Genomic DNA, 26,346 nt, shown 5'->3' on the forward strand with positions numbered 1-26,346 from the left:
GGATCGGCTCGGCGTGGGCGAGTGGTGGCTCGGGTCATCACCACGCCGGCCGGATCGGCTCGGAGCGGGCCAGGCGGGCTCGGGCCGGCAGCACGCTGGCGGCCAGGGCGAGCAGCAGGCAGACGGCGAGCGAGCCGGCCGCGATCGGCCACGGGATGGTCAGCGGCACGTCGGTGCCGGTCTGCTGGCGCAGGCCGGCAATGCCGCCCCACAGGGCCGCGATCGCCGCGGCGCACCCCAGCACCGCCCCGATCACGACCGCGAGTGCGGACTCCCCGGCGACGGCCAGCAGCACCTGACGCGGGGTCGCGCCGGCCAGCCGGAGCAGGCGGTAGTCGGGGGCACGGCGAGCCGTGGCCATGAACAGCGTGTTCGCCACCGCGAGCGCGCCATAGCCGACGGACACGCCGATCAATAGCAGCGTGAAGATCCAGACGAGCCGGTCCTCGTCGGCGTCGGCCTGGCGGGCGTAGGCGTCCACATTGACCGTTCGTGCGCCGAGCACGGCCGGTCTTTCCCCGTCGGTGAGAGCCATGGCGTCGGCCAGGGCGGACGGGTCGTGCTCGCGGACGGTCGCGCGGCCGAGCATGACCTCGGCCGTCCCGGCGCCGTGCTCGACGACCGCCCCCACCCGGAACATCGCCCGGACGCCATCCGCGAAGGTCAGCGGGACCGTGTCGCCCACTTTCAGCCCATTCTGGGCGGCCAGGCCCGCGGTGATGGCGGCCGTTCCGGGCTCGGTCGCCGTGCTAGCGCCGCCGGGCTCGGTCGCCGTGCTGGCGCCGCCGGGCTCGGTAGCCGTGCTGGCGCCGCGGGCCGCGGACACCGCGGTGTCGCCGCCGACCGCGGACACCGCGGTATCGCCGACGTAGACGGTGGTCGGCAGCGGGGCTCCCGGCGCGGCCGCGTCGGTCAGGCCGGGCGTTCCGTCGGGGACGAGGACGGTGCCGGCGCCGATCGCGTCGGCTCGATGGCCCGCGTACGCATCGGTGGAGGTCCGCACGTTGCCGGCGATGAAGACCGCGAACGCGATCGTCAGCAGCACCGGGGCGGCGGTCGATGCAGTGCGCCGCGCGCCGGTGAGCGCGCTCTCCCGCATCACCGTGCCGATCGGGCCGCGCGCCGGGCGCAGCAGCACCCGGACGATCAACGGCACGGCAGCCGGCGCCAGAACGGTGGCGCCGACCACCAGCGCCATCGCGCCGAGCAGCGCGAGCGTGGCGAGGTCGGTGACGTCGTCGGTCATCGTGGTGGCGGCCCCGGCCAGCGCGCCCGCGGCGGTGCAGAACAGGCCCAGGGCCCACCGGAAGCGGGTCATCGGCTTGGCCTCGACCTCCGCGTCGCGCAGCGCCTCGAGCGGCCGGACCCGGGCCGCCCGCCGCGCGGCGACCAGCGATCCGGTGGTGGCGAGGAGCGGGCCGGCGGCGAGACCGGCCAGGATCGGCCAGAGGTGCGGGGCGACCGCGAACGAGTGCGGCTGGAACCCGGCGTCGACCAGCACCTCGCCGATCAGCGGCGAGACGGCGACCCCGAGCAGCGTGCCCAGTGCCCCGGCGACCACGCCGACTATCGCGGCCTCCCTGACGATCGATCGGCGTACCTGCTTCGGCGTCGCGCCGGTCGCCCGCAGCAGGCCGATCTCGCGCCGGCGCTGGTGGACGACGAGCGCGAAGGTCGAAGCGATCACGAAGGCGCAGGCGAACGCCGACAACGCGGTCATGGCCGTGACCACCTGGAGGCCGATCCACCTCGTCCGGGCGTCGGACCTCGGCTCGAGCTCGCCCAGGCTTGCGCCGTGCAAAACCGTGGCGCCGGTGGCGACCGACTCGACCCGGGCCACTTCGGGACGGCCGGTGAGGCCGATGACGCGGACGCCGGGAGCCAGTCGCGCCGCGGTGGCGTCGGCGACGTAGAGGCGGTCGGCGTCGATGAGGCCGGTCACGGCCCAGGTCGACGGGCCGGCCGCGGTCAGGATCGAGACCGTGCCGCCGACCGGGACGCCCGATCGCCGGGACAGGACCACCTCGTGATCGGCGGTCGCGGGCCGGCCGCCGACCAGCGTGTCGGATGCCAGGGCGGCGGCGGCCCAGCCGTGGCCTTCCTGGATCGACGGCGACGGGCGGCCGCCGAGCACGGGCTGGGCGTAGAAGCGCCGGTCGGGGACGGCCGCGGTCACGCCCGGGATCGTGGCCAGGCGAGTGGCCAGCGCGGTCGCGTCGGCGGAGGACCACGGCCGGGACTCGGGGAACGGGTCGGCCGGGGTGGCCGCTCGCGGGTTCAGGACGGCCACGGTGGTCGCGGCGTATCGGTCGGGAACCCGGGGGCGCGCGGAGGCGAGCAGGCTGAGGGTGAGCGCGACCACCGCCGTACCAAAGAGGACGGCGACGAACGCGCCCAGCCGGTCGCGCGTCAGCATTTCGCCTCCACCGCGGCCATGCGGGCCGCGATCGACTCGGCCGAGGTCGCCTCGACGCGGTCGATCAGGCGGCCGTCGGCCAGCAGCAGCACCTGGTCGGCCATGGCGGCCGCCACCGGATCGTGGGTGACCATCACGATGGTCTGACCACGCTCCTCGACCAGGTCGCGCAGCAGGCCGAGCACCTGGCGGGAGGTGGCGCCGTCGAGCGCGCCGGTCGGTTCGTCGGCGAAGAGCACGGCCGGACCGGTGAGCAACGCGCGGGCGATCGCGACCCGCTGCTGCTCGCCGCCGGACAGCTCGCTCGGCCGATGTCGGCCACGGTCGGCGAGACCGACCCGGGCCAGGGCCCGTGCCGTCTCGGCCGGATCGACCCGGCGACCGGCCAGGCGGGCGGGGAGAGCGACATTCTGCGCCGCGGTCAGCGAGGAGATCAGGTTGAAGGCCTGGAACACGAAGCCCACGCGCTCACGGCGGAGCACCGTCAGGCCGGTCTCGTCGAGCCCGCCCAGCCGGACGCCGTCGAGGACCACCTCGCCGGCGGTCGGCCGGTCGAGGCCGGCCGCGCAGTGCAGCAGCGTCGACTTGCCGGAGCCGGAGGGGCCCATCACGGCCGTGAACGTGCCGGGCGGGAGCTCGACCGTGACGCCGTCGAGCGCCGCCACCCGGTCCCGGCCGGCGCGATACTCCATCCGTAGGTCGTGGAGCGCGACCATCGCTGTCGTCATGGGCGTCGACGATCCCCGGCTCGGTGCGGGAAATCGTCCGACCCAGGTCCACAGTTGAAGATCGCAAAGTTCAGACCGTGGTCTGACGCGCCCGGCCCGCCGCCTGATTACTGTCGCGGGCATGACCACCGCAACGCCTTCCGTGCTCCTCCGCGGGCTCAGCCGCGGCCAGCTCATCGCGTGCGACGCCGGGCTGGCCGTCGGCGTCGCGCTGGTCGGCTGGATCGCGGCGCTCGAGGTTCCGGTCCCGGCGTCGCGCGCCTCCTGGCACGAGCCGGGCTGGGTGTCGATGCTGGCCGGGCTGCTGCTGGGAGTGCCGGTGGCGGTGCGGCGGTTGCGGCCCGAGGCGGCGGCCTGGTCGGCCCTCGTGCTCGGCGCGCTCGTGTCGACCAGCGGGCTGATACCGGACTACGCCGGGGTGGCGCCGACACTGATGCTGGCGTTAGTGCTCTACACGGTGGGCACCGACGTCGGCCGGCGGCGATCGGTGACGATCGTCATCGTGAGCATCGCGGTGCTCGCGGCGTCCTTCGGGTGGGCGGCGGGAGACGCGTTCGAGGTCGGGCTCGTGCTGTGGGTGCTCGGCGGGTGCTGGACGACCGGGCGCACGATTCGGGAGCGCCGGGCCTACGCGGCTCGCAGCGCCGCGCAGGCCACCGAGCTGGCGCTGGGCGAGGAGCGGCTGCGGATCGCGCGCGACCTGCACGACATCGTGGCGCACAACATGAGCGTGATCGCGGTCCGGGCGACGGTGGCCGACCACATCGCCGACGCCCAGCCGCAGCAGTTGCGGGAGTCGTTGCGCGACATCGCGGCGACCAGCCGGGAGGCGCTCGCGGAGCTGCGGCGGGCGCTCGGGGCGCTGCGGGCCGAGGCGATCGTCGTGCCCACGCCGGGACTGTCCGATCTCGACGGTGTGGTCGCCGCGGCGCGTTCGACCGGGTTGGTGGTCGAGCTCCAGGTGCGGGGCGATCGGGACGTGCCGGAGGGTGTGGGCGTGGCGGTGTTCCGGCTGGTGCAGGAGGCGCTCACGAATGTGCTGAAGCACGCAAGGGCGACGAAATGCCGGATCGCGGTCGATCTCGCGCCGGGCGAGGTGTGGCTCGAGGTGATCGACGACGGCGTCGGGGCGATCGGCGAGGGCCGGGCGGCGGCGCCAACGGATGACGGGCCGGCGGGCCAGGGGTTGATCGGCATGCGGGAGCGAGCGGCGATGTTCGGCGGCGAGCTGGCGGCGGGGCCCTGGGCGGCGGGATCCTGGGCGGCGGGACCCTGCGCGGCGGAACCCTGCGCGGCGGGACCCTGCGCGACGGAACCCTGCGCGGCCGGTCCGGGCGGGATGAGGACGAGACCGGCGGGGACGGGCGCGGTGGGTGGCTGGCGGGTGGCGACGACTTTGCGGTACGCGCGATGACCGAGCAGCGGGTTCGGGTGGCTCTGGCGGACGACCATGCGCTGTTGCGGGCCAGCTTTCGGCTGCTCATCGACAACACGCCGGGGCTTACCTGCGTGGGGGAGGCGAGCACGGGGCGGGAAGCCGTCGACATCGCGCGGCGGGAGGAGCCCGATGTCGTGCTCATGGACGTGCGGATGCCGGAGATGAGCGGGATCGAGGCGACCAGGCTGATCTGTCAGAGCGCGGCGGGGCTCGGGACGCGGGTGATCGTGCTGACCACGTTCGATCTGGATGAGTACGTGTTCGGGGCGCTTCGGGCGGGGGCGAGCGGGTTTCTGCTGAAGGAGGTTCTTCCCGATGAGCTGATCAAGGCGATCCGGGTGGTGGCGTCGGGGGAGGCGCTGTTGACGCCGGCGGCTACCCGGCGGCTGATCACGGCCTACGTCGAGCAGCCGGAGCGGAAGGTGACGGCGCTGCGGGAGATCACGGCGCGGGAGCGCGAGGTGCTGGCGCTGGTGGCGCGCGGGCGGTCGAACGATGAGATCGCGACGGATCTGCACGTGAGCATGGGCACGGTGAAGTCGCATGTGGGGCGGCTGCTGCTGAAGCTCGAGGCGCGGGACCGGGCCCAGTTGGTGGTGATGGCCTACGAGGCCGGCGTCCGCTGATGGGGTGGTCGCGCCTAGGCAACGCGGGGCCACGGGCCGGGGCGGCGAGGGCGGCCGGCGGCGCGGCGGGCGGAAGGGCCGGCGGGCGGAAAGGGCGGCGGGCGGAAGGGGTGACGGGCGGAAGGGGTGACGGGCGGAAGGGGCGACGGGCGGTGAGGGCGGCCGGCGAGGCGGGCGGCCAACTACAGCGGCTGGATGCGGATTCCGTGGGGAAAGGGTTCGCGGCAAGATAGGGCCATGACGCTCACCCTGCCGATCGACGCCGACGCCAACAAGCTGCTCTCGACCGATCCGCTGGCGCTGCTTATCGGGATGGTGCTCGATCAGCAGATTCCGCTCGAGAAGGCGTTCTCGTCGCCGCATGTGTTGGCTCTTCGGCTGGGGCATGTGCCTACGGCGGTGGAGCTGGCGGAGTTCGACCCGGAAGGGCTGGTGGCGATCTTTGCCACGCCGCCGGCGCTGCATCGGTTTCCGAAGGCCATGGCGGCTCGGGTTCAGGAAGTGTGCCGGGGGCTCGTCGAGGAGTATGACGGCGAGGCGGCCAACCTCTGGACCGGCGTCGCCGACGGCAAGGAGCTGCTCAAGCGGGTCGCGTCGCTGCCGGGGTTCGGCAAGCAGAAATCGCAGATCTTCGTAGCGCTGCTCGGCAAGCAGTACGGCGTCGAGCCGGTCGGGTGGCGGGAGGCTGCCGGGGCGTACGGGGAAATGGGGTCCTTCAAGTCCGTCGCCGACATCGTCGACGCCGAGTCGCTGGGCAAGGTGCGCGCCTACAAGAAGGAGATGAAGGCGGCCGCCAAATCCGCATAATCCGGGCAAAACCGCAGAGATTGCCGTCTCACCTTTCGGTAACCGTCCTGCGCCGTGCGTTCGGTGACGGTGTCCCGTCGATTCAAGTGGGTGCATATCGGCTCGCCGGGTCGGCGGCCGGTGCCAGGATTTTCCGAGTAGGCGGGGGAAGCAAAAAGCAGCGATCAAGGGCCATGGATGGCGCGCGTTCCCCGACCCGTTTCGACGAGAGGGGAGCCCACTCCATGCCCTTGACCACCAGCACCGCCAACGGGCGCGCCGAGACCGTTCGGTCGGTGCGGCCCACGTCGAACGCCGGCTCGACCCGGCCACCGCGCGGCGGTGATCCCGAGGCCACCCGGCGCCAGGCGCGCAGCGTCGCCAAGCAGCAGCAGGCCGCCGAGCGGATCGCCTCGGCCACCTCCGAGATCTCCGCGCAGAACGCCGAGGCCGCCGAGGCCTCCCGGCAGCTCGCCGAGTCGATGCAGCAGATCTCGGCCGGCGCCGAGGAGGCGTCCGGCGCCACCCAGCAGAGCCTCGCCGCGATGAACCAGGTCGAGGAGCGGGTCGGCCGCCAGGAGCAGACCACCCGGCAGGTCGCCGAGCTCAGCCAGGCCCTGCAGAACCTGCTGAACGAGACCCGCACCGGCATCAGCAACCTGCTCGGCAACGTCGAGGGGGCCTCCAGCCGGCAGTCCGAGTCGGTCGTGACGATCACCGAGCTGGAGAAGCAGGCGGACGAGATCGGCGAGATCGTCAAGACCGTCGCACACATCGCCGACCAGACGAATCTGCTCGCGCTGAACGCCGCCATCGAGGCCGCCCGCGCCCGCCAGCACGGCAAGGGCTTCGCGGTCGTCGCCGACGAGGTCCGCACGCTCGCCGAGACCAGCGAGCGCAGCGCCCGGCAGATCCGCGACCTGATCGACGAGGTGCGCGCCAGCGTCACCACCATCGCCTCCGGCGTGCAGTCGTCGGCCGACACCGCCCGCGGCGAGGTCGAGAAGGGCAAGTCGATCACCGACCAGCTCGAGACGATCCGGGCCGACATGGGCTCGATCATGACCGGCGCCACCGAGATGGCCGCGGCCGCCGACCAGTCCAAGATCGCCACGGCCGCGGCCAAGGCCCGCTCTGAGGAGATCGCCGCGGCGGCCGAGCAGCAGTCCGCGGCCTGCGAGGAGTCGCTGCAGACGGTCGGCCAGCAGACCCAGGCGCTGCGGCAGAGCGAACAGGCCGCCGAAACGCTCGCCGAGATCTCCGAGACCTTGCGCAACAGCACCGACATCGCCAAGAGCGCCGAGGACGTGGCGAGCGCGGCCGAAGAGCTGTCGGCGGCGGTCGAGGAGATCAACCGGGCGGCCGGTCAGATCAACACGGCGATCAACGAGATCAACTCGGGGGCGCGGACGGCGTCCGAGAAGGGGCAGCAGACGGCCGAGCTGGTCAACCGGATCGAGCAGGGCGCCCAGCTCTCCGAGAACCGGGGCGGCGCCGCCGTCGAGCGGGCCGACGCGATCCTGGGCCTGCTGTCCACCAACAAGGACGCGGTCGACTCGATGATCCAGGCGATCGGCCAGGCGGCCCGGGACGGCATCGAGAACGTCCGCAAGGTCAGCGAGCTCGAGCAGATCTCCCGCCGGATCGACAAGATCGTCGACGCCATCGCGAACGTGTCGATCCAGACGAACATGCTGGCCGTGAACGGCTCGGTCGAGTCGGCGCGGGCCGGCGAGTTCGGCAAGGGCTTCGCGGTCGTCTCCACCGACATCCGCAACCTGGCCCGCGACTCGGCCGACAACGCCGACCGGATCAAGGACCTGGTCAAGGCCGTGCAGGACCGGATCGTCGAGGTGCGCGCCGACCTCGAGGAGACCAGCCGGCAGGCGCTCGCCGAGGTCGAGGCGGCCAAGGCGACCACCGACCGGCTTGCCGAGATCGAGCGCGACATGCAGCAGGTCCGCTCCGGCAACGAGGAGGTGCGCGAGTCGGCCCAGCAGATCGCGTCCGTCCTCGCCGAGGTCAAGACCGGCCTGGAGCAGATCTCGTCGGCCGCCAACGAGGCCGAGCAGCTCGCCGGGCAGGCCTCGACCGCGGCCAAGGAGCAGGCGCAGGGCGCCGAGGACCTGGCCGCGGCCGTTGAGGAGATCGCGGCGCTGGCCGACGAGCTCCAGAACGCGGCCTGAGGAGGCGCGGATGAGCGTCGACGACGAACAGACGGTCGAGGACGACAACGCCGACTACGTCACCTTCGACATGGCGGGGGAGCGGTACGCGTTCCCGATGAGCCGCGTCCAGGAGATCATCCGGATGCCCGCGGTGGTGAGGGTGCCCCTCGGCCCGCCGAGTCTCGAGGGCCTGGCCAACCTGCGCGGCCGCGTGCTGCCGGTGGTCAGCCTGCGGGTGTGCTGCGACATGGACGCGACCGAGCACGACGAGACCACCCGGGTGATCATCGTGGACGGCGGCGTGCCGCTGGGCTTCGTGGTCGACCGCGTCTCGAGCGTGATCAGCATCGACCCGGCCGACATGGAGTCGGCCGACTCGGTGCAGTCCACGGTCCACTCCGACGTGCTGATCGGCGTGATCAAGTCGGGCGGCGGCGAGATGACCACCGTGCTCGACGTGGACCGGCTGGTCGGCAGCCAGTTCGATCGGCTGGCCGCGGCCGCCGTCAAGACCGACGTCGCGGCCGGGGCCCGGCGCGACCCGGGCACCGAAGACGAGGACGCCGAGAGCGACGACACGCTCGAGCTGGTCAGCTTCGCGGTCGAGGGCCAGGAGTACGCGCTGCCGATCGACCAGGTCCAGGAGATCGTGCAGGCCCCGGAGTCGGTCAGCCACGTCCCGAACGCGGGCAGCCGGGTCCTCGGCGTGATCGACCTGCGTGGCCGGCTGCTCCCGGTGGTCAGCATGCGCCGGGTCTTCGGGCTGCCGGTCACCGACCTCGAACCGCAGAACCGGATCGTCGTCGTCTCGCTGAACGACGGCGAAGGAGGCGGCGGCGTGGTCGGGGTCGTGATGGACACCGTCCGCGAGGTGCTGCGCGTCCCGCACGAGCTGGTCGCGCCCCTGCCGAACTTCATGGCGGGCGAGGGCGGCGGGCGCAAGAGCGAGGTCGAGTCGGTGGTCCGGCTCGAGGACGGCAAGCGCCTGGTGTCGGTGCTGAGCGTGAACCGGATGTTCGACTCGCCCGAGGTACGCAACGAGATCGCCGAGCACCAGAGCCGGGAGGGGACCGCCGAGATGGCCGAGGACCAGCGGGTCGCCGACGACGGCCGGGGCGACGAGGAGCTGTTCGTCGTGTTCCGGCTCGACGAGGAGGAGTACGCCGTCGACGTCGACGCCGTGCAGGAGATCATCCGGGTGCCGGACGCACTCATCCGCGTGCCCAAGTCGTACGACTTCGTGGAAGGTCTCGTCAATCTGCGCGGGACCGTCCTCCCCGTGGTCGATCTCCGTACCCGCCTCGGCCTGGAGAAGAGCGAGCGCGACGAGCGCCAGCGGATCGTGGTTCTGATCATCGGGGGCGTGCGCACCGGCTTCATCGTCGACTCGGTGGCCGAGGTGGCCCGGGTCGGCCGGCACGTGCTGGAGCCGGCCCCGGAGCTGTCCGCCGAACAGGCTCGCATCATCGAACGGGTCGCGAACCTTCCGGACCAGAAGCGGATGCTCCTCCTGGTGCAGGTCGACCAGCTGCTGGCTGCCGACCAGGCCCGCGCGCTCAAGGAGGGCGTGGTCGAGGAGACTGCGGAAGCCCTGGCCACCGTCTGAGATGTCCACTTCTGTCCTCGTCGTCGACGACTCGGCGCTGATGCGCCGGGCGCTCAAGGGGATCCTGGCCGAGACGGGCGAGTTCCGGGTGGAGACCGCCCGCAACGGCACGGACGCCCTCGAGCAGCTCGATCGCGTCCAGCCCGACGTGATCACCCTGGACGTGAACATGCCGGAGATGGACGGCCTCACCTGCCTCTCCAGGATCATGGAGCACCGGCCGACGCCGGTGGTCATGGTCTCGTCGCTGACCGAGAGGAACGCGCTGGTCACGCTGGAGGCGCTGGAGCTCGGCGCGGTCGACTACGTGGCCAAGCCGGGCGGGACGGTCTCGCTCAACATCGACGAGATCTCCGGCGAGCTGGTGGAGAAGGTGCGGGCGGCGTCGGCGGCCCGCATGCGAAGGAAAGCCGTCGCCGAAATCACGATAAATCCCATAAAAAAGGACAAAAAGCAAACCGACCTCGTCCTCATCGGATCATCGACCGGCGGCCCCCAGCTACTGACCGAACTGCTGCCCCAGCTACCGGCCGACCTGGGCGCCCCGGTCGTGGTCGCCCAGCACATCCCGGCCTCCTTCACGGCGCCCCTGGCCCGGCGGCTCGACGAGAACTGCCGGCTGCGGGTGCACGAGGTCAACCGGATCACCACGATCCACAAGGGCAACATCTACCTGGGCCGGGGCAGCGCCGACGTCGTGATCGCCCGGCGCACCGACGGTCTGATCGTCAAGTCGGTGCCCTCGGGCGCCGAGTACCGCTGGCACCCGAGCGTCGACCGCCTGGTCGCCTCGGCCCGCCGGCACTGCGATCCGTCGCGCCTGGTCTGCGTGCTGCTGACCGGTATGGGCGACGACGGCGCCGCCGAGATCGCCGAGGTGCACGCCGGCGGCGGTCGCACGATCGCGGAGTCCGAGGAGACCGCCGTGGTCTGGGGGATGCCGGGCGAGCTGGCCCGGCGGGGTGGCGCCGACGTGGTGCTGCCGTCCCACGAGATCGCCGCCCGCGTGGCCGACTGGGTTCGCTGAGAGGAGCGAGCACATGGGACTCGTCCGCAAGAAGACGCCGGAGCCGGAGCAGCGCGAGCTGACGGCCGATGACCTGCTGAATCAGCTCGACGACCCGGATCCGGACCGGCGGCGGGAGGCGGCGCTCGGCCTGGACGGCGTGGCCGGGGCGGTGGGACCGCTGCTCGACCGGATCCCCGAAGAGGATCAGCCGGCCGTACGCGACGCGCTGCTCACGACGCTGGCGGCGCACGACACCGACGAGGTCGCCGAGCGGCTGGCCGTCCACCTGGCCAGCGACGACGCGGGACTTCGCACGGCCGTGGCCGAAGCGCTGGCCACGATGCCGATCTCGACGCCCGCCATCGTTCCCCGTCTTCTTCAAGATCCCGATCACGACGTACGGGTGATGACCGCGATGGTCCTCGCCGACCTGCCCCACCCCGCGTCGCTGACCTGGCTCGCCGAGATGATCCGCGACGACACCCACCCGAACGTGGTGGCCTCCGCCATCGACGCGCTGCTGCCCTCGCTCGGCCCCGAGCACCACGAGCTGCTGGAGCGGGCGGTGCGCCGCTTCCCCCACGATCCCTTCCTGCGCTTCACGGTCGAGGCGGCCCTGCGATGACCTCAGCCGTCGGGACCGGGCTGACCGGCGCCGACTTCGAGAAGTTCCGCGAGTACTTCTACAAGCGGACCGGCATCCAGTTCACCGCGACCAAGCGCTACTTCGTCGACAAGCGGATCGACGCCTGCATCCGGGCCGGCGGCTTCGACTCGTTCACCGGGTGGTTCGCGGCGCTGCGGCTGAGCGACCGCCCCGACCTGCTCCAGGAGCTGATCAACCAGCTCACCGTCAACGAGACGTACTTCCTGCGCGAGGACTACCAGTTCGACGCTCTGCTGAGCAAGGTCCTGCCCGACGTGCTGGCCGCGCGGGGCGGGCCGGGCCGGATCGTCGGGCCGGTCAAGATCCTCTCGCTGCCCTGCTCGACGGGCGAGGAGCCGTACTCCATCGCCCTTCGCCTCCTGGAGGAATGGGAGCACATGGACACCGTGGACGTGGAGATCCACGGCGCCGACATCGACAGCGAGGTGCTGGCCCGCGCCCGGCACGCGAGCTACGGCGAGCGGTCGCTGCAACGCGTGCCGAAGCCGTGGGTGGCCCGGTACTTCACCGCGGTCGGCGCCGGCCGCAATCAGCTCGACGACGGCATCCGCGACGCGGTCACGCTGCACCAGGTCAACGTCTGCGACACCGCGGCCATGCGGGTCTTCCGCGACTTCGACGTGATCTTCTGCCGCAACGTGCTCATCTACTTCGACGAGCTGTCCAGCCGGCGGGCGGCCGAGAACCTGTACGGCGCGATGCGGCCGGGCGGCTACCTCTTCCTCGGGCACTCCGAGTCGATGAGCCGGATCTCCCCGATCTTCACGCCGAGCCGCCTGCCGGAGGGCATCGTCTACCAACGACCGACCGGAGCCAAGTGATGACCGAGACCGAGCCGAGGGTGCTCGTGGTGGACGACGCCGCGACGGTGCGGCTCTACCACAACAAACTGCTGAGCGACGCCGGCTTCGAGGTGGCCGAGGCGGCGAACGGCCTGGAGGCGGTCGAGGCGGCCCTCGGCACCCCCTTCGACCTCTTCGTGGTGGACGTGAACATGCCGAAGATGAACGGGTACGCCTGCGTGGAGACGCTGCGGTCGGAGACGGTCGGCACCCCGGCGCCGGTGGTCATGATCAGCACCGAGGACCGGCCGGGTGACGCCGATCGGGCGTACGCGGCGGGGGCGAACCTCTACGTGGTCAAGCCGATCGCCGCCGATCGCCTGGTGCGGATCGCCCGGATCCTCACGGCCGGACGGGGCGTGGCGGCATGAACCCCCTGCTCGCCCAGTTCCTGGCCGAGGCCGCCGACCTGCTCACCCAGGTCGACGAGGGCCTGCTCCAGCTCGAGCGCACGCCCGGCGACCCGGAGCTGATCAACGAGGTGTTCCGGGCCGCGCACACGTTCAAGGGCTCGTCCGGCCTCTTCGACTTCCCGGAGCTGACCAAGCTCACCCATGCCGCCGAAGATCTCCTCGACCAGGTACGCGGCGGAGCCCTCCCGCTGGACTCCGGGATGACCGACGACCTGCTCGCCGCGTTCGACCTGATCCGGGGCTGGCTGGCCCACGTGACCACGCACGAATGCCTGCCGCCGACCGCCGGGGCCGACGCGGCCAGCCTGATCGTCCGGCTGCGCGCCCCGATCGGCGGCGAGAAGGCCGCGCCGGTGGCAGTGGCCGCCGTATCGGAAAGAGACGTCGCTCCCGCCTGGCTCGAGCACTTCGACACGGAGTGGCTGACGGAAACGGCCACCTGGCTGCGCACCACTTCATCAAATATGCGATTCATCCGGTACGCGCCGGACTCCGGTTGCTTCTTCCGGGCCGAGGACCCGCTGCACCTGATCCGGCAGGTCCCGGCCCTGGACAAGATCGGCGTGGTCGAGCCGGACGAGTGGCCGGCCGCCGACGACTACGACGAGTACGCCTGCCTGCTGTCGTTCGTGGTCGCCACCCGCGCCGGGCCCGGCGAGATCGGCTACCTGTTCCGCTACGTGAGCGACCAGATCGAGGTCGTCGATCTGGACGGCGACACGCTGCGCCACTACCTGGACGGTGACCCGGTGGAGGCGCCGGCGGGGGCGCCGGAACCCGCCCCGGCGGGCGACCCCGAGCTGGTCGCCGACGCGCGGGCGATCCTCACCGCCGCCCTCCGGAGCCTGGCGATCAACCCGACCGGCGGCCCGCACCTGCTGTCGATCGCCCACGCGATCACGGCGGCCGCGCACGCCCTCGGCGATCCGGTCGCGATCACCGATCCCGACGCCGTCACGCTCACCGCGACCGCCACCCGGCTGCTCGGCGACACGCCACCGCCGGAGACCGCCACCGCGCCGCCGCCCGCGGCGCCCGCGATGGATCTGCCGATGGACCGCGGCCGCGCCGACGACCCCGGCGGCCAGGTCGGCAGCCGCATCCTCAAGGTCGACCAGGAGAAGGTCGACCACCTGATGGAGCTGGTCGGCGAGCTCAACGTGGCCAAGAACGGCCTGACCTTCCTGGCTCAGTCGGCCGAGGAGGAGTTCGGCAGCCGCGCCCTCTCCCGCCGGATCAAGGATCAGTACTCGGGCATGCACCGGATCGCCGAGGAGCTCCAGGCCGCGGTCATGGACATCCGGATGCTGCCGCTCTCGGTCGCCTTCTCCCGCTTCCCGCGCCTGGTGCGTGACCTGAGCCGCCGGCTCGGCAAGAGCATCGAGCTGATCATGGAGGGCGAGGACACGATGGCCGACAAGGACGTCATCGAGGCGCTCGCCGACCCGCTCGTCCATCTCGTGCGCAACAGCCTGGACCACGGCGTGGAGACGACCGAGGAGCGGCTCGCGACCGGCAAGCCGGCGACGGCGAAGATCACGCTCGGCGCGGTGGCCGACGGGGACGCGGTGATCGTGGAGATCGCGGACGACGGGCGGGGAGTGGATCCGGACCGGGTGAAACGGAAGGCGTACGAGAAAGGCCTGATCACCGAGGACGAGTTGGAGTCGATGAGTGACCCCGACGCGGTCGACCTGGTTTTCCGCCCCGGCTTCTCGACCGCCGAGCAGGTCTCCGACCTCTCCGGGCGCGGCGTCGGGATGGACGCCGTACGCGCCAGCGTCGAGAAGCTCGGCGGCTCGGTGACCATGCGCTCCCAGTTCGGCCGCGGCACCTCGACCCGGCTGCGGCTGCCGCTCTCGATGGCGGTCACCCAGGTGATGGTGGTCAGCGTGGCCGGCCAGCGCTTCGGCATCCCGGTCGACCTCGTCGTCGAGACCGTGCGCGTCCCGGCCGCCGAGATGAGCCGGGTCCTGCACCAGGAGGTGGTCGTGCTGCGCGGCGAGGTGGTCCCGGTCGTCGACCTGGCCCGCGCCCTCGACATGCCCTGGATCCCGGACGAGACCAAGGACCGGGCGATCCTGATCGTCAGCCTGAACGGCCAGCGCGTCGGCCTGCTGGTCGAGCAGTTCCACCGCGAGGTCGACGTGATCCTCAAGCCGATGGAGGGCCTGCTCGCGTACGCCGAGGAGTTCTCCGGCACCGCGCTGCTCGGCGACGGGCTGGTGCTGCTGGTGCTCAACATGAAGGAGGTGCTGGGCCTTGCCGCTCGAGTTGGGTGACACCACCGCCACGCTCACCGGAGTCGTCACCGTCGACGAGGTCGAGCAGCTGGCCGGCTGGCTGCGGACGACCGCGAAACCCCGCGTCAACTTGCGTAAATGCAACCATCTGCATACCGGCGCATTCCAGTCCCTGATGCGGTTCCGGCCGAAGATAACGGCGGCACCGACCGACGTCTTCTTGGCCGGGCAGGTGCTGCCGCTGCTCGAGGGGAGCAGCGGCGTGCCGACCAGACAAGGGACCGAACCACCATGACCACCGTGATGCTCGTCGACGACTCCGCCACCATGCTCATGAGCCTCAAGTCGATCCTGACCAAGGCCGGTTACTCCGTGGAGACCGCGGGGCACGGCAAGGAGGCCCTCGACAAGCTGGGCAAGGGCGTCAAGCCGAATCTGATCATCAGTGACGTCAACATGCCGCAGATGGACGGGATCACGTTCGTCCGGGAGGCCCGCAAGGCCCCCGGCATGCGGTTCACCCCGATGCTCATGCTGACCACCGAGTCGGAGCAGACCAAGCGCACCGAGGCCAAGACCGCGGGCGCCACCGGCTGGCTGGTCAAGCCCGTCGCCCCGGAGCAGCTGCTCGGGGTGATCAAGCAGGTTCTTCCCGGCGCCTGACGCGCCGTAGTCAGTCTGGAGGCATGCATGCCCGGTCTGCTCCGCCGATCGGACCCACCGGCCGTCACCGGCGAGCCGCGGGTCAGCGGGGAGGTGGTGGCCGATGCGCTGCGTCCGGTACCCGAGTTCTGCGACGTCATGGATGCCCACATCAGCGACGTCATCGAGCAGACCGGGGAGGCCGCCGAGTCGATCGTCCAGCAGCTCGTGAAGGTCGACTCGCTGGCCGACGTGATGGCCGGCGACGTCGCCCAGCTGGCCTCGACGCTGAGCCGCACCGAGACCGAGCTGACGGGCGTGACCGGCGCGAACGACCAGCTGGTGGACCGCCTCATCCGGTACTTCCTGTACCGCGACGAGCAGATCCACCAGCTGGTCGAGGAGATGCGCGGGCTCAAGGACTACGTGAAGCAGATCGAGGACGTCAGCCGGGCCACGAACATCCTCGCCCTGAACGCGATGATCGAGGCGGTCCGGGCCGGCGACGCGGGCGAGGGCTTCGCGGTGGTGGCCGACGAGGTACGCAAGCTGGCCGACCGGTCCCGCACGGCGGCCACCGGCATCGGCAGCAACCTCGCCGACCTGACCACCCGGCTCGACCGGGTGCTCTCCGACGACAGCCAGTTCGACCGGGACAACGGATCGGCCGACACCACGGTCGACACCGCGATGACCCGCCGGCTCTCCGGCATCGCCAACGCGCAGCGCGAGATGTCGGAGATGGTGGCCGGCATCCTCCAGGACACGGTCCGGGCCGCGCAGCAGGTCGAGTCCAGCTCGGCCGCCCTCTCCAGCGAGACCACCGCCGCCGTCGGCCACGTGCAGTTCCAGGACATCAGCCGGCAGATGCTCGAGCACGTCTCCGCCGCCCTCGCCGACGTGCGCCGGCAGAACGAGGACGTGACCGCGTACGCCGAGGGAGCTCTCCCGCCCGAGGCCGTGAAGGAGCGGATGATTCGGGTGGACGACCTGCGTGCCCGCCACGTGATGGGACGGCAGCGCTCGACGCATGCCACCAGCACCGGAGAGCAGGCCGAGGCGGACGCCGCGCCGATGATCGAACTCTTCTGAGCGGGGGACCCGGATGACGACGGGCAATCGGTACGGGCCGGAGCGTCCCACCGAGGACGAGGCGCTGCGCGCGCTGGCCGACCTCCTCGGCCCGCGGATCGCCGAGGGCATCTGGGAGCTGTCGGCGCGCGAGCTCGGCCTGAGCCGCCCGCTGGAGAGCACCGCCGACGTGCGCCGGATGGCCGAGCACCTGATGGGCGTCGGCGACCTGTTGCGGGTGGCCGGCCGGTCGACCAAGGTCCGCGTGATCACCTACGAGGCGCTGTGCCGGTCGGTGCCGTCGTGACGTCCGGCGGCTGAGTGGGCATCGGCCCTCCGGCGGTGCAAGGATGGGGGGTCGATCGGAGTACCCCACCGTGAAGAAGCAGCCGGAGCGGCCGGTCCTGATCACCGACGCGGCCCGCAGCCAGGACGAGCAGTTCCACAGCCGGCAGATCCGTTACGGGATCATGATGGGATTGCGCGTCCTCTGCCTGATCGCCGGCGCCATCCTGGTCAGCGTGCGGCCGCCGTTGCTGGGGTTGTGGCTGGTCCTGTGTGCCATCGGCGTGGTCCTGCTGCCGTGGATGGCCGTGCTCATCGCGAACGACCGGCCGGCCCGCAGCAAGGCCGAGCGCGCCGCGTCCGACGCCGCCCGGGAGAAACCGCAGGCGTCGCTGGCCCAGCAGTCCGAGGAAGAGATCGAGTACCTCACCATCGACTCCGAGGTCGTGTTCCCCGAGCGCGAGCGAGATCGCGAGCGTTAGTTCCCGCTCGGCCGGGCGCCGATCCGGGCGACGGCTTCCGCTCCGAGCGCGGCGCCGGCCGCGAGCGCTTCCGCCGGCCCGAGGCCGGAACACCATGCGTCGAGCAGGCCTGCTGCGAAAGCGTCACCCGCCCCGGTGGGATCCTTCACCGGTACGCGCGAGGCCGTCCCGTGCCACCGACGGTTCGCCCGGTCGGCCCAGACCGACCCGGCCGCACCCCGTTTCACCACGGCGTTCGCCACGTGCGCGGTCAGCCGCGCCGCCTGCTCGGCCGCGTCGCCCGGTCCCGCCAGCACCTCCGCCTCGTCGGCGTTGCACAGGAGCAGGTCGGCCCCGCGTACCCAGGCCAGGAAGCTCGCCGCACCCACCGACCGCAACGGCGCCGCCGAGGCCGCGTCGACGCTCGTCGTGAGCCCCCGCCCGGCGGCCGCCGCCAGAGCCGCGAGACCGGCCGGCCGGGAGCCGTCGTGCAGCAGCGGATAACCGGAAAGATGCAGGTGGGAGGCCTCCGCCCGGTCGATCGCGGCGACCACGTCGGCCGGGTCGAGCAGCAGCGACGCGCCGCGGTCGGTGACCATCGTGCGCTCCTCGGGCCCGGCCAGCACCACCACGCTGCCGGTCGGCGCCCCCGCGTGGGCGCGCACCGCGCAGCGCACGCCGGCCGCGACCAGCTCGGCCACCCGCTCCCGCCCGGCCGGATCGTCGCCGACGGCGGCCACCAGCGTCACCCGGCGCCCGGCCCGGGCCAGCCAGGCCGCCGTGTTCGCGGCCTGGCCGCCGCCGCGCACGGTGATCGCGGCGGCCGTGTCCGAGCCGATCTCGATCGGCCCGTCGTGCGCCACCAGCACATCGGTGACCAGGTCACCGACGACGATCACCCGGGCGTCGGCCGCGCTCACCCGGGCGTCGGCCGCGCTCACCCGGGCGTCGGGCGCGCTCACCCGGGCGTCGGGCGCGCTCACCCGGGCGTCGGCCGCGCTCAGGCCGGCGTCGGCCGCGGGCTCGCCGGTGCTCACGCCGCGGAGAAGCCCAGCGGGGCCGGCGCGGACGTGCTCGCCACCGCGATCCGCGCGGCCAGCGCCGCGTTGCGCAGGATGATCCGCACGTTCACCGCGAGGCTCTGCCCCTCGGTGCTCTCGTGGAAGTGCGAGAGCAGGAACGGCGTGACCGCCTTGCCGGTGACGTGGTCGCGGGCCAGCAGCTCGAGCCCCTCGGCCAGGGTGCGGTCGTGCAGCGCCGGGTCGAGCTGCTCGTCGGCGGGCAGCGGGTTGGCCAGGATCAGCGCGCCGGCCCCGACGGCCTGGTCGGCCCGGGCCCGGATCACGTCGGCCACCTGCTCGGGGGAGTCGAGCTCCCAGTCGATGTCGAAGCCGCCGTCGGTGATGAAGAAGCCGGGGAAGCGCTTGGTGCGGTAGCCGGCCACCGCGACGCCGAGCGTCTCGAGGCGCTCGAGGGTGGCCCCGACGTCGAGGATCGACTTGACCCCGGCGCAGACCACCACGATCGGCGTGCGGGCCAGCGTGACCAGGTCGGCCGACTCGTCGAAGGTGACGCTCGCCTCGCGGTGCACGCCGCCGAGGCCGCCGGTCGCGAAGACGCCGATCTCGGCCGCCGCCGCGACCGCGCTGGTCGCCGCGACCGTGGTGGCGCCGTCCGCCCGGCGGGCCGCGGCCACCGCCAGGTCGCGCACGCTCAGCTTGGCCACGCCCTCGGCCAGCGCCAGGTGCTCGACCTGCGCGTCGTCGAGGCCGACGACCAGCTCGCCGCCGATCATGCCGATCGTGGCCGGCACCGCGCCGTTGTCCCGGACGGTCTGCTCGATCTCGCGCGCCACCCGCAGGTTGTCCGGGTGCGGCAGACCGTGCGAGATGATCGTGCTCTCCAGCGCGACCACCGGCCGGCCGTCCCGGCGGGCACGGGTCACGTGCTCGCCGTATCGAATCGCGAAATCAGTCACGACAGCTACCGTACGGTGCCCCGCGCCCCGGATGACGTTGGACCGCTCCGGCGTGAGGTGTCAGACTTGCGGGCTGGAGCTTCGTACTTTCCGCCGCGCTTGGGGGCGCCGGCGGTATGACTCGAGTTGCGACTGAAGGGCAAATTGTCGTGAGCACCCAGATCCTGGAGAAGCCGGAAACCCGGGACGCCGACACCGGACCGGAGATGTTCCACTACGTCCGCAAAGAGAAGATTGCGGAGAGTGCGGTCATGGGCACCTTCGTCGTGGCGCTCTGCGGCGAGAAGTTCCCGGTGACCAAGACGCCGAAGCCGGGCTCGCCGGTGTGCCCGCAGTGCAAGGAGATCTACGAGGCGATGATCAACTGAGTGGCTACGGCCTCCTCGTCGGTGATCTGATCGGCGTCGCGGTCTTCGCCGCCTCGGGCGCCTCGGCCGCGATCGCCAAGCGGCTCGACCTGTTCGGTGTCGCGTTCGTCGGCTTCGTGGCCGCGCTGGGTGGGGGGATCCTGCGCGACCTCGTGATCGGCGCGGTGCCGCCGCTGGCGTTCGCCGACTGGCGCTACCCGGTGACCGCCGTGCTCGCGTCGATGGCCGTGTTCCGGCTGCATCCCCAGCTCTCCCGGCTGCGCCGGACGGTGCTGCTGCTCGATGCGGCCGGCCTCGGCCTGTTCACGGTGACCGGCACGCTCAAGGCGCTGGACGCGAACGTGCCGCCGGTCGGCGCGTGCCTGATCGGCATGCTGACCGCGATCGGCGGCGGTCTCGCCCGCGACCTGCTGACCGCCGAGATCCCCGTGGTGCTCCAGCGGGACATCTACGCGGTGGCGGCACTCGGCGGCGCGATCCTCGTCACTGTTCTGTACGGGTTCGGGCTGGCCGGTCCGATCCCGACAGTGCTCGCGGCCGTGCTCATCACCGGTGTGCGCCTGCTCGCGCTCTATCGGCGCTGGTCCGCGCCGATCGCCGTGCCCTGAGCCTTCTCTGGTTATGCTGGCGCTTTGTGTTTTGGTCCGTCAGATGTGAAAGGGATCTGCTTCGCGTGAGCCCGCAACTGCCGGATCTGGAAACCTTCCCGCCGCTCCGGGCCTGGCAACGCAAGGCCCTGGTGGAATACCTGCGCCGCCGCAGCGACGACTTCATGGCCGTGGCGACGCCGGGCGCCGGCAAGACCACGTTCGCCCTGCGCATCGCGGCCGAGCTGCTGGCCGACGGCACGGTCGAGGCGGTCACCGTCGTCTGCCCCACCGAGCACCTGAAGAGCCAGTGGGCGACCGCGGCGGCCCGGGTCGGCATCCAGCTCGACCACGCGTTCCGCAACGCCGACGTGCACTCGTCGCGCGACTTCCACGGCGCGGTGCTCACCTACGCGCAGGTCGGCATGGCGCCCGCGGTGCACCGGCGGCGGACGATGACCCGGAAGACCTTCGTCATCCTCGACGAGATCCACCACGCCGGCGACTCGCGGACCTGGGGCGACGGCGTCAAGTCCGCGTTCGAGCCGGCCGTGCGCCGGCTGATGCTCACCGGCACGCCCTTCCGCTCGGACGACAACCCGATCCCGTTCGTGATCTACGAGCGCGGCGAGGACGGCCTCCAGCGGTCCCGGTCCGACTCGTCGTACGGCTACTCGGACGCGCTGCGCGACGGCGTCGTCCGGCCGGTGCTGTTCATGGCGTACTCGGGCGAGACCCGGTGGCGCACGAATGCCGGCGACGAGCTCGCGGCCCGGCTCGGCGAGCCGATGACCAAGGACCTGATCGCCCAGGCCTGGCGCACCGCCCTCGACCACCGCGGCGGTTGGATGCCGCAGGTGCTGCGGGCCGCCGACGCCCGGCTGACCAAGCTGCGCGAGCACGGCATGCCCGACGCGGGCGGCCTGATCATCGCCAGCGACCAGCAGACCGCTCGCGCGTACGCGAAATTGATCCATGATCTGACCGGCCAGCCGGCCGTGGTCGTGCTCTCCGACGACGAGGGCGCCTCCGGCCGGATCGCCTCGTTCGCCCTCTCCGACCAGCGCTGGCTGGTCGCGGTGCGGATGGTGTCCGAGGGCGTCGACATCCCGCGCCTGGCCGTCGGCGTCTACGCGACCAGCGCCTCCACCCCGCTCTACTTCGCCCAGGCGATCGGCCGCTTCGTGCGGGCCCGGCGCCAGGGCGAGACCGCCACCGTCTTCCTGCCCAGCGTGCCGCACCTGCTCGGGCTCGCGAGCGAGATGGAGGCGCAGCGCGATCACATCCTCGGCGCGCCCAAGCAGAAGGACGGGCTCGACGACGACCTGCTCGAGCGCGCCCAGCGCGAGGAGGACGCCTCCGGCGACCTGGAGAAGCAGTTCGAGGCGCTCTCCGCCACGGCCGAGCTCGACCAGGTCATCTACGACGGCACGTCGTTCGGCACCGGGGCGATGAGCGGCAGCGCCGAGGAGGCGGAGTACCTCGGCCTGCCCGGCCTGCTCACCCCCGACCAGGTGTCGATGCTGCTGACCAAGCGGCAGGCCGACCAGGTGGCCGCGCAGAAGCGGCAGAAGGCGGCCGAGCCGGTGCCGGCCCAGCGCGAGCCGGTGCCGGTGCCGATGAGCGCCGGGGAGCGGCGCAACAGCCTGCGCCGCCAGCTGAACACGCTGGTGGCGGCCCATCACCACCGCACCAACCTGCCCCACGGCAAGATCCATGCCGAGCTGCGGCGGCTCTGCGGCGGCCCGCCCAGCGCCCAGGCCACGATCGAGCAGCTCGAGGAGCGCATCGCCACCATCCAGACGCTGTGATGGACGCCTTCGCCTGGATCGCCACGGTCCCGTTCGACGGGGACGACCTCTACGAGGGCGCCGCCGGCGTGCTGCTGGGGTGCGCCGAGGCGGCCGCGGCCGGCCTCGACGTCGCCGGGCTCGCGGTGGAGGCCCGCGATCGGCTGCTCTACGCGACCCCGCCCGAGGACGGGCTCTTCGCCGGCACGGCCGGGGTGGCGGTCGGGCTGCGGGCCTGGGGCCGGGTCGCCGGCGACCGGATCGCGCTGGCGGCGGCCGACGCGCACGCGCGCCACCTGGCCGGGCGCATGCTGAGCCGGCCGCTGGACCCGGCCCGGTGCACCGACATCATCTCGGGCGACGCCGGCATCCTGCTCGCGCTGGTGGAGGCGGGGCGGCACGACGCGGCGGCGCGGATCGCGGACGGCCTGGCCGGGCTGGCCGACGATCGGCCGGACGGCCTGCACTGGTGGATGAGCCCGGACTACCCGAACCTCATGCCCGGCTTCTCGCACGGGACGGCCGGGGTCGCGTACGCCCTCCTGACCGCCGCGATCGCCCTGGGCCGCACCGACCTGAGGGAGGTGGCCGTTCGCGCCGCGGACGGCCTTCTGGGGCTGGGAAACACCCCCGACGGCTGGGCGCTACCGCTGCTGATCCCGCCCAAGGCCGGCCGCCCCGCCGTGAACTTCGGCTGGTGCCACGGACCGGCCGGAACCATGCGGCTCTTCATGCTGCTCGACGAGATCGAGCCGCACCCGCGCTGGCGGCAGGGGATCGAGGCGTGCCTGGGCGCGCTGCGGGACAGCCGGCTGCCCGCGCGGCTCTACCCCGGGTACTGGGACAACCTGGCCCGCTGCTGCGGCACCGCCGGGGTCGGCCAGGTGCTGCTGGATCGTTACCTGGCGACCGGCGACGCGTCCCTGCTGGCCTGGTCGCGGGCGCTGGCCGAGGACGTCCGGGCCCGCACCGTGACCATGCCGGTCGGCGTCGCCTGGTCGAACACCGAGCACACCGCGACCCCGCCCGAGCTGCCGCCGTCGCCCGGCTTCATGCAGGGCGCCGCCGGGATCGCCGGCTGGCTCGCCCGGCTCGACGCGCCCTCGACGCCGGCGGTCCTGCCCTGGGTCTGATGTTAAGTCGACTTGACGTCAAGAGGACTTAACACGATGATGAACGCATGACGACTTCGGTGCTCGATCGCGTGGTGCGGTGGAATCTGGATCTCGACGGCGACCTCTACGGCGACGAGCGGGAGCGGTTCCGGTGGTACGAGGGCATCGCCACCGCCGCCTCGCTGCAATGGGTGCTCGTGCCCTGGGCTGCGGCGATCATGGTGTGGCCGCTCGGCAGGCCCGCGGTCGTGCCGCTCGCCGTGATCCTGGCCGTCCTGGTCGGCCCGATGATGCTGTGCACGCTCTACGTGCAGCGCCGCCGGGTGGACACCACGCCGCGCTCCTGGCACGCCAAGCGGGTCCTGCTGACGGTCCTCGGGACCACGCCGTTCGTGGTGTTCCTGATCGGCGCCCTCTACTCGTACGAGCCGCGGGGCGACGCCTGGAAGGGCGCGATCGTCGGGGGCGTCCTCGGCGGCGTCGCCGGCGCCATCGCCAAGACGGTCGAGGGGCGGCGTCGTCGTCGCCGGGAGGCACTGGCCGGGGACGAGGACTGATGGCGCCACCGTCCGGCCCGGTTCGCGCCGCGGAGCCCGACGGGGCGGCCGGGTCGCGCATCCGGGCCGCGCGCAAGGAGGCCGGCCTCACCCAGCAGGGGCTCTCGGCGGCGGTCCAGGTGAGCCGGCAGACCATCATCGCGATGGAGACCGGGGATTACGCCCCTTCGGTGTACCTGGCCATCAAGATCGCGCGGGCCTTGGAGGTCACCGTCGAGGGGTTATGGGGGACCGAGATCTGACCTGGAGAACGTGAAAGGGACGCCACACACCGGGCGTCCCTTTTCCACGTCTGAGTCGGGGGAACGGGGATCTAATTGGAGTTAGACATCTTGTCCGCGCCACGCCAGGTGAAGTCCGGGTCGGCCGCGTACTGAACCGCGATCTTCACCAGGTCCTCGGCGTACCGGTTGGCGTGGTGTCCGCAGAACACCAGCTCACCGCCACCAGCCAGAGTCAAACGGAGCTTTCCTGCTGCATTGCAGCGGTCGCACCGTTCATCGGCTGCGGTGCCGGCCAAACTACCCGCCGGCGGCGTGAGAGTCGGGGTCATCGCCTTCCTCCTCTGTTCGAACCGATGAACATGTTCCTCGGCTACTGCTCACATCGTGCAACACCCTGCACCGTTGCAGCCTTCCCACTGTGCCCCGGGGGGACCGAAGTCACACGTGCTGGGCCTAGTGTGCCGTGGTCCAAGGGTGCCACGTCAACGATCACTTCTGCACAACGGTCTGATCACCACCCGTTGATGTACGGGTGGTGACCAAACAGACACGTTGGGTTGACCAAACGATCTAGTCCAGGTAGTCCCGGAGAACCTGTGACCTGGACGGGTGACGCAGCTTCGACATCGTCTTGGACTCGATCTGCCGGATGCGCTCCCGGGTGACCCCGTAGACCTGGCCGATCTCGTCCAGCGTGCGCGGCTGGCCGTCGGTCAGGCCGAAGCGCAGCCGGACCACGCCGGCCTCGCGCTCGGAGAGCGTCTGGAGCACCTGCTGGAGCTGGTCCTGCAGGAGCGAGAACGAGACCGCGTCGACCGCGACGACCGCCTCGGAGTCCTCGATGAAATCACCCAGCTGGCTGTCACCCTCGTCGCCGATCGTCTGGTCGAGCGAGATCGGCTCCCGGGCGTACTGCTGGATCTCCAGCACCTTCTCCGGGGTGATGTCCATCTCCTTGGCCAGCTCTTCCGGAGTGGGCTCGCGGCCCAGGTCCTGGAGCAGCTCACGCTGTATGCGGCCGAGCTTGTTGATGACCTCCACCATGTGCACCGGGATGCGGATGGTGCGGGCCTGGTCGGCCATCGCGCGGGTGATCGCCTGGCGGATCCACCAGGTCGCGTACGTGGAGAACTTGTAGCCCTTGGTGTAGTCGAACTTCTCCACCGCGCGGATCAGACCCAGGTTGCCCTCCTGGATCAGATCCAGGAACGCCATGCCGCGGCCGGTGTAGCGCTTGGCCAGCGACACCACGAGTCGGAGGTTCGCCTCGAGCAGGTGGTTCTTGGCGCGCTCGCCGTCACGGCCGATCCAGCGCAGGTCGCGCTCCATCGTCCGCTCGAGCTTCTCCTCGCCCTCGTCGCAGGCGCGCAGCCGCTCGGCCGCGTAGAGCCCGGCCTCGATGCGCTTGGCCAGCTCGACCTCCTGCTCGGCGTTCAGCAGGGGGACCTTGCCGATCTGCTTGAGGTAGGCCCGGACGGAGTCGGCCGAGGCGGTCAGCTCGGCGTCGCGACGGGCCTGCTTGAGGGCCTCGGACTCCTCGTCGTCCCACTCGAAGTCGCCGTCGGTGGCCGAGCTCGCCGCGTCGGTGGCGGCGGCCTCGACCAGGGCGGGCGGTTCCTCGACCACCACGTCCTCGATCTCGGCGGCCAACTCGGCGGGATCGATCTCCTCGCCGTCCTCGGGACCGCCCTCGCCGGGCGCGGCGGCCTTGCCGGGCGCGGCCTTCTTGGCGGGCACCGCACCCTTGGCCGGAGCGGCCTTCTTGGCGGCGGCCGCCTTCTTGGCCGGGGCGGCCTGGGCGTCGGCCGGGCTCCCGGCAGCGGGCGCCGCGGCGGCGGCCTGCTTCGGGGGCGCGGCCTTCTTCGTGGCCGGGGCCGCCTTGGCGGTCGTGGCCTTCGAGGCGGGAGTCGCGGCCCGCGCGGCGGCGACCTTGCGGCGAGTACTCGCCGAGCCGTCGACGACGACGGTGACGCCCGCGTCCACGAGGCCGCGGAGAATCTTCTTGGCCTGGGGAGGACTCACCTCGGCTGACTCGAGCGTGCGAGCAACCTCCGCCGACGTGAGCTGCCCGCCGGCGCCCTGCGCATGGGCGATCAGGGCCTCGGTGAGGGAACGAACGTCGGCACCGTTCTGGTGGGCTTCTGTCACGAATGACCTTCCGAAGGCGATGAGGTTGTGCACGGCCATGTGCCCAGCACAGCGCACGGCGAGGAGGCTGGCCGGTGTTGGTGTGGGGACCCCCGGGACGCTCTCTTACGTTCGCGAAGCGGTGGGTAGGCGTGAATTGTAGCGCCGTCCAGCGAGATCCTCCCGCCGCAGCACGCCG

Annotated in this window: 27 protein-coding genes; 21 read left to right on the forward strand and 6 right to left on the reverse strand. The window is 71.9% G+C overall.

The features are described from left to right. Positions 1 to 37: 37 nt before the first annotated feature. Both ACZ6TB_RS16280 and ACZ6TB_RS16285 read right to left on the reverse strand, forming a co-directional pair. Complete coding sequence (locus ACZ6TB_RS16280) at positions 38 to 2,416, reverse strand: ABC transporter permease (RefSeq protein WP_465555026.1); 2,379 nt, start codon at positions 2,414 to 2,416, stop codon at positions 38 to 40. Continuing rightward, complete coding sequence (locus ACZ6TB_RS16285) at positions 2,410 to 3,144, reverse strand: ABC transporter ATP-binding protein (protein WP_465555028.1); 735 nt, start codon at positions 3,142 to 3,144, stop codon at positions 2,410 to 2,412. The genes ACZ6TB_RS16280 and ACZ6TB_RS16285 overlap by 7 nt, the downstream gene beginning before the upstream one ends. 121 nt (positions 3,145 to 3,265) lie before the next feature. Here ACZ6TB_RS16285 and ACZ6TB_RS16290 point away from each other — a divergent pair, with 121 nt between their 5' ends. From ACZ6TB_RS16290 to ACZ6TB_RS16360, 15 genes are all read left to right on the forward strand, one after another. Next, positions 3,266 to 4,558 (forward strand): sensor histidine kinase, encoded by a 1,293-nt coding sequence (locus ACZ6TB_RS16290; RefSeq protein WP_465555030.1) that lies wholly within the window; start codon positions 3,266 to 3,268, stop codon positions 4,556 to 4,558. Further along, positions 4,555 to 5,208 (forward strand): response regulator, encoded by a 654-nt coding sequence (locus ACZ6TB_RS16295; RefSeq protein ID WP_465555032.1) that lies wholly within the window; start codon positions 4,555 to 4,557, stop codon positions 5,206 to 5,208. Before ACZ6TB_RS16290 ends, ACZ6TB_RS16295 begins: the two co-directional genes overlap by 4 nt. Positions 5,209 to 5,445: 237 nt before the next feature. Beyond that, a complete protein-coding gene (locus tag ACZ6TB_RS16300) occupies positions 5,446 to 6,015 on the forward strand; it encodes an HhH-GPD-type base excision DNA repair protein (RefSeq protein ID WP_465555034.1) in 570 nt (189 codons plus the stop codon). Positions 6,016 to 6,239: 224 nt separating this feature from the next. Further along, complete coding sequence (locus tag ACZ6TB_RS16305) at positions 6,240 to 8,180, forward strand: methyl-accepting chemotaxis protein (RefSeq protein ID WP_465555036.1); 1,941 nt, start codon at positions 6,240 to 6,242, stop codon at positions 8,178 to 8,180. 10 nt (positions 8,181 to 8,190) lie between these two features. Continuing rightward, positions 8,191 to 9,768, forward strand: coding sequence for a chemotaxis protein CheW (locus ACZ6TB_RS16310; RefSeq protein WP_465555038.1), 1,578 nt, complete (start codon positions 8,191 to 8,193; stop codon positions 9,766 to 9,768). A gap of 1 nt (position 9,769) precedes the next feature. Beyond that, complete coding sequence (gene cheB, locus ACZ6TB_RS16315; RefSeq protein WP_465555040.1) at positions 9,770 to 10,795, forward strand: chemotaxis-specific protein-glutamate methyltransferase CheB; 1,026 nt, start codon at positions 9,770 to 9,772, stop codon at positions 10,793 to 10,795. Positions 10,796 to 10,808: 13 nt separating this feature from the next. After that, positions 10,809 to 11,402, forward strand: a complete 594-nt coding sequence (locus ACZ6TB_RS16320; protein ID WP_465555042.1) for a HEAT repeat domain-containing protein — start codon at positions 10,809 to 10,811, stop codon at positions 11,400 to 11,402. Continuing rightward, positions 11,399 to 12,265 (forward strand): CheR family methyltransferase, encoded by an 867-nt coding sequence (locus ACZ6TB_RS16325; protein WP_465555044.1) that lies wholly within the window; start codon positions 11,399 to 11,401, stop codon positions 12,263 to 12,265. Before ACZ6TB_RS16320 ends, ACZ6TB_RS16325 begins: the two co-directional genes overlap by 4 nt. Further along, entirely contained in the window at positions 12,265 to 12,657 is a 393-nt protein-coding gene (locus tag ACZ6TB_RS16330) for a response regulator (RefSeq protein ID WP_465555046.1), read from the forward strand. The genes ACZ6TB_RS16325 and ACZ6TB_RS16330 overlap by 1 nt, the downstream gene beginning before the upstream one ends. Further along, positions 12,654 to 14,981 (forward strand): chemotaxis protein CheA, encoded by a 2,328-nt coding sequence (locus tag ACZ6TB_RS16335; RefSeq protein ID WP_465555048.1) that lies wholly within the window; start codon positions 12,654 to 12,656, stop codon positions 14,979 to 14,981. The genes ACZ6TB_RS16330 and ACZ6TB_RS16335 overlap by 4 nt, the downstream gene beginning before the upstream one ends. Beyond that, positions 14,962 to 15,237, forward strand: coding sequence for a hypothetical protein (locus ACZ6TB_RS16340; RefSeq protein WP_465555050.1), 276 nt, complete (start codon positions 14,962 to 14,964; stop codon positions 15,235 to 15,237). The genes ACZ6TB_RS16335 and ACZ6TB_RS16340 overlap by 20 nt, the downstream gene beginning before the upstream one ends. Continuing rightward, positions 15,234 to 15,605: a response regulator gene (locus ACZ6TB_RS16345; protein WP_465555052.1), complete on the forward strand. Its 372-nt coding sequence runs from the start codon at positions 15,234 to 15,236 to the stop codon at positions 15,603 to 15,605. The genes ACZ6TB_RS16340 and ACZ6TB_RS16345 overlap by 4 nt, the downstream gene beginning before the upstream one ends. Positions 15,606 to 15,632: 27 nt before the next feature. After that, a complete protein-coding gene (locus ACZ6TB_RS16350) occupies positions 15,633 to 16,676 on the forward strand; it encodes a methyl-accepting chemotaxis protein (RefSeq protein ID WP_465555053.1) in 1,044 nt (347 codons plus the stop codon). A 13-nt stretch (positions 16,677 to 16,689) separates the two neighbouring features. Continuing rightward, the gene (locus tag ACZ6TB_RS16355; protein ID WP_465555055.1) at positions 16,690 to 16,962 is read left to right on the forward strand and encodes a hypothetical protein; all 273 of its coding nucleotides are present in this window, start codon (positions 16,690 to 16,692) and stop codon (positions 16,960 to 16,962) included. Between the two features lie 43 nt (positions 16,963 to 17,005). Then, complete coding sequence (locus ACZ6TB_RS16360; RefSeq protein ID WP_465555057.1) at positions 17,006 to 17,422, forward strand: DUF3099 domain-containing protein; 417 nt, start codon at positions 17,006 to 17,008, stop codon at positions 17,420 to 17,422. Here ACZ6TB_RS16360 and ACZ6TB_RS16365 read toward each other — a convergent pair. After that, a complete protein-coding gene (locus ACZ6TB_RS16365; RefSeq protein WP_465555565.1) occupies positions 17,419 to 18,321 on the reverse strand; it encodes a carbohydrate kinase family protein in 903 nt (300 codons plus the stop codon). The genes ACZ6TB_RS16360 and ACZ6TB_RS16365 overlap by 4 nt on opposite strands. 113 nt (positions 18,322 to 18,434) lie before the next feature. Beyond that, the gene (locus ACZ6TB_RS16370; protein WP_465555059.1) at positions 18,435 to 19,379 is read right to left on the reverse strand and encodes a pseudouridine-5'-phosphate glycosidase; all 945 of its coding nucleotides are present in this window, start codon (positions 19,377 to 19,379) and stop codon (positions 18,435 to 18,437) included. Between the two features lie 149 nt (positions 19,380 to 19,528). Here ACZ6TB_RS16370 and ACZ6TB_RS16375 point away from each other — a divergent pair, with 149 nt between their 5' ends. From ACZ6TB_RS16375 to ACZ6TB_RS16400, 6 genes are all read left to right on the forward strand, one after another. Beyond that, positions 19,529 to 19,747 (forward strand): DUF3039 domain-containing protein, encoded by a 219-nt coding sequence (locus ACZ6TB_RS16375; protein ID WP_465555061.1) that lies wholly within the window; start codon positions 19,529 to 19,531, stop codon positions 19,745 to 19,747. Beyond that, on the forward strand, positions 19,714 to 20,355 hold the full coding sequence (locus ACZ6TB_RS16380) for a trimeric intracellular cation channel family protein (RefSeq protein WP_465555063.1): 642 nt from the start codon (positions 19,714 to 19,716) through the stop codon (positions 20,353 to 20,355). Before ACZ6TB_RS16375 ends, ACZ6TB_RS16380 begins: the two co-directional genes overlap by 34 nt. A 65-nt stretch (positions 20,356 to 20,420) precedes the next feature. Further along, entirely contained in the window at positions 20,421 to 22,145 is a 1,725-nt protein-coding gene (locus tag ACZ6TB_RS16385) for a DEAD/DEAH box helicase (RefSeq protein ID WP_465555065.1), read from the forward strand. Beyond that, the gene (locus tag ACZ6TB_RS16390) at positions 22,145 to 23,257 is read left to right on the forward strand and encodes a lanthionine synthetase LanC family protein (protein WP_465555067.1); all 1,113 of its coding nucleotides are present in this window, start codon (positions 22,145 to 22,147) and stop codon (positions 23,255 to 23,257) included. The genes ACZ6TB_RS16385 and ACZ6TB_RS16390 overlap by 1 nt, the downstream gene beginning before the upstream one ends. Before the next feature lie 47 nt (positions 23,258 to 23,304). Further along, a complete protein-coding gene (locus ACZ6TB_RS16395) occupies positions 23,305 to 23,796 on the forward strand; it encodes a hypothetical protein (RefSeq protein ID WP_465555069.1) in 492 nt (163 codons plus the stop codon). Further along, positions 23,796 to 24,038, forward strand: a complete 243-nt coding sequence (locus tag ACZ6TB_RS16400; RefSeq protein WP_465555071.1) for a helix-turn-helix transcriptional regulator — start codon at positions 23,796 to 23,798, stop codon at positions 24,036 to 24,038. The genes ACZ6TB_RS16395 and ACZ6TB_RS16400 overlap by 1 nt, the downstream gene beginning before the upstream one ends. Positions 24,039 to 24,109: 71 nt before the next feature. On the opposite strand, the gene ACZ6TB_RS16405 is transcribed toward ACZ6TB_RS16400, so the two are convergent. Continuing rightward, the gene (locus tag ACZ6TB_RS16405) at positions 24,110 to 24,349 is read right to left on the reverse strand and encodes a DUF7455 domain-containing protein (protein ID WP_465555073.1); all 240 of its coding nucleotides are present in this window, start codon (positions 24,347 to 24,349) and stop codon (positions 24,110 to 24,112) included. A 241-nt stretch (positions 24,350 to 24,590) separates the two neighbouring features. Continuing rightward, positions 24,591 to 26,207 carry an RNA polymerase sigma factor gene (locus tag ACZ6TB_RS16410; RefSeq protein ID WP_465555075.1) on the reverse strand — a complete coding sequence of 539 codons (1,617 nt, stop codon included), beginning with the start codon at positions 26,205 to 26,207 and terminating at the stop codon, positions 24,591 to 24,593. Positions 26,208 to 26,346: the final 139 nt, after the last annotated feature.

The organism is Actinoplanes sp. NPDC051537 (genome assembly GCF_055586105.1).

Excerpts from the sequence above, each read along its gene's own strand:
- ACZ6TB_RS16280 (WP_465555026.1), bottom strand. The coding sequence starts at position 2,416 with ATGCTGACGCGCGACCGGCTGGGCGCGTTCGTCGCCGTCCTCTTTGGT.
- ACZ6TB_RS16285 (WP_465555028.1), bottom strand. The coding sequence starts at position 3,144 with ATGACGACAGCGATGGTCGCGCTCCACGACCTACGGATGGAGTATCGC.
- ACZ6TB_RS16290 (WP_465555030.1), top strand. The coding sequence starts at position 3,266 with ATGACCACCGCAACGCCTTCCGTGCTCCTCCGCGGGCTCAGCCGCGGC.
- ACZ6TB_RS16295 (WP_465555032.1), top strand. The coding sequence starts at position 4,555 with ATGACCGAGCAGCGGGTTCGGGTGGCTCTGGCGGACGACCATGCGCTG.
- ACZ6TB_RS16300 (WP_465555034.1), top strand. The coding sequence starts at position 5,446 with ATGACGCTCACCCTGCCGATCGACGCCGACGCCAACAAGCTGCTCTCG.
- ACZ6TB_RS16305 (WP_465555036.1), top strand. The coding sequence starts at position 6,240 with ATGCCCTTGACCACCAGCACCGCCAACGGGCGCGCCGAGACCGTTCGG.
- ACZ6TB_RS16310 (WP_465555038.1), top strand. The coding sequence starts at position 8,191 with ATGAGCGTCGACGACGAACAGACGGTCGAGGACGACAACGCCGACTAC.
- cheB (WP_465555040.1), top strand. The coding sequence starts at position 9,770 with ATGTCCACTTCTGTCCTCGTCGTCGACGACTCGGCGCTGATGCGCCGG.
- ACZ6TB_RS16320 (WP_465555042.1), top strand. The coding sequence starts at position 10,809 with ATGGGACTCGTCCGCAAGAAGACGCCGGAGCCGGAGCAGCGCGAGCTG.
- ACZ6TB_RS16325 (WP_465555044.1), top strand. The coding sequence starts at position 11,399 with ATGACCTCAGCCGTCGGGACCGGGCTGACCGGCGCCGACTTCGAGAAG.
- ACZ6TB_RS16330 (WP_465555046.1), top strand. The coding sequence starts at position 12,265 with ATGACCGAGACCGAGCCGAGGGTGCTCGTGGTGGACGACGCCGCGACG.
- ACZ6TB_RS16335 (WP_465555048.1), top strand. The coding sequence starts at position 12,654 with ATGAACCCCCTGCTCGCCCAGTTCCTGGCCGAGGCCGCCGACCTGCTC.
- ACZ6TB_RS16345 (WP_465555052.1), top strand. The coding sequence starts at position 15,234 with ATGACCACCGTGATGCTCGTCGACGACTCCGCCACCATGCTCATGAGC.
- ACZ6TB_RS16350 (WP_465555053.1), top strand. The coding sequence starts at position 15,633 with ATGCCCGGTCTGCTCCGCCGATCGGACCCACCGGCCGTCACCGGCGAG.
- ACZ6TB_RS16355 (WP_465555055.1), top strand. The coding sequence starts at position 16,690 with ATGACGACGGGCAATCGGTACGGGCCGGAGCGTCCCACCGAGGACGAG.
- ACZ6TB_RS16360 (WP_465555057.1), top strand. The coding sequence starts at position 17,006 with ATGGGGGGTCGATCGGAGTACCCCACCGTGAAGAAGCAGCCGGAGCGG.
- ACZ6TB_RS16390 (WP_465555067.1), top strand. The coding sequence starts at position 22,145 with ATGGACGCCTTCGCCTGGATCGCCACGGTCCCGTTCGACGGGGACGAC.
- ACZ6TB_RS16395 (WP_465555069.1), top strand. The coding sequence starts at position 23,305 with ATGACGACTTCGGTGCTCGATCGCGTGGTGCGGTGGAATCTGGATCTC.
- ACZ6TB_RS16400 (WP_465555071.1), top strand. The coding sequence starts at position 23,796 with ATGGCGCCACCGTCCGGCCCGGTTCGCGCCGCGGAGCCCGACGGGGCG.
- ACZ6TB_RS16405 (WP_465555073.1), bottom strand. The coding sequence starts at position 24,349 with ATGACCCCGACTCTCACGCCGCCGGCGGGTAGTTTGGCCGGCACCGCA.
- ACZ6TB_RS16410 (WP_465555075.1), bottom strand. The coding sequence starts at position 26,207 with ATGGCCGTGCACAACCTCATCGCCTTCGGAAGGTCATTCGTGACAGAA.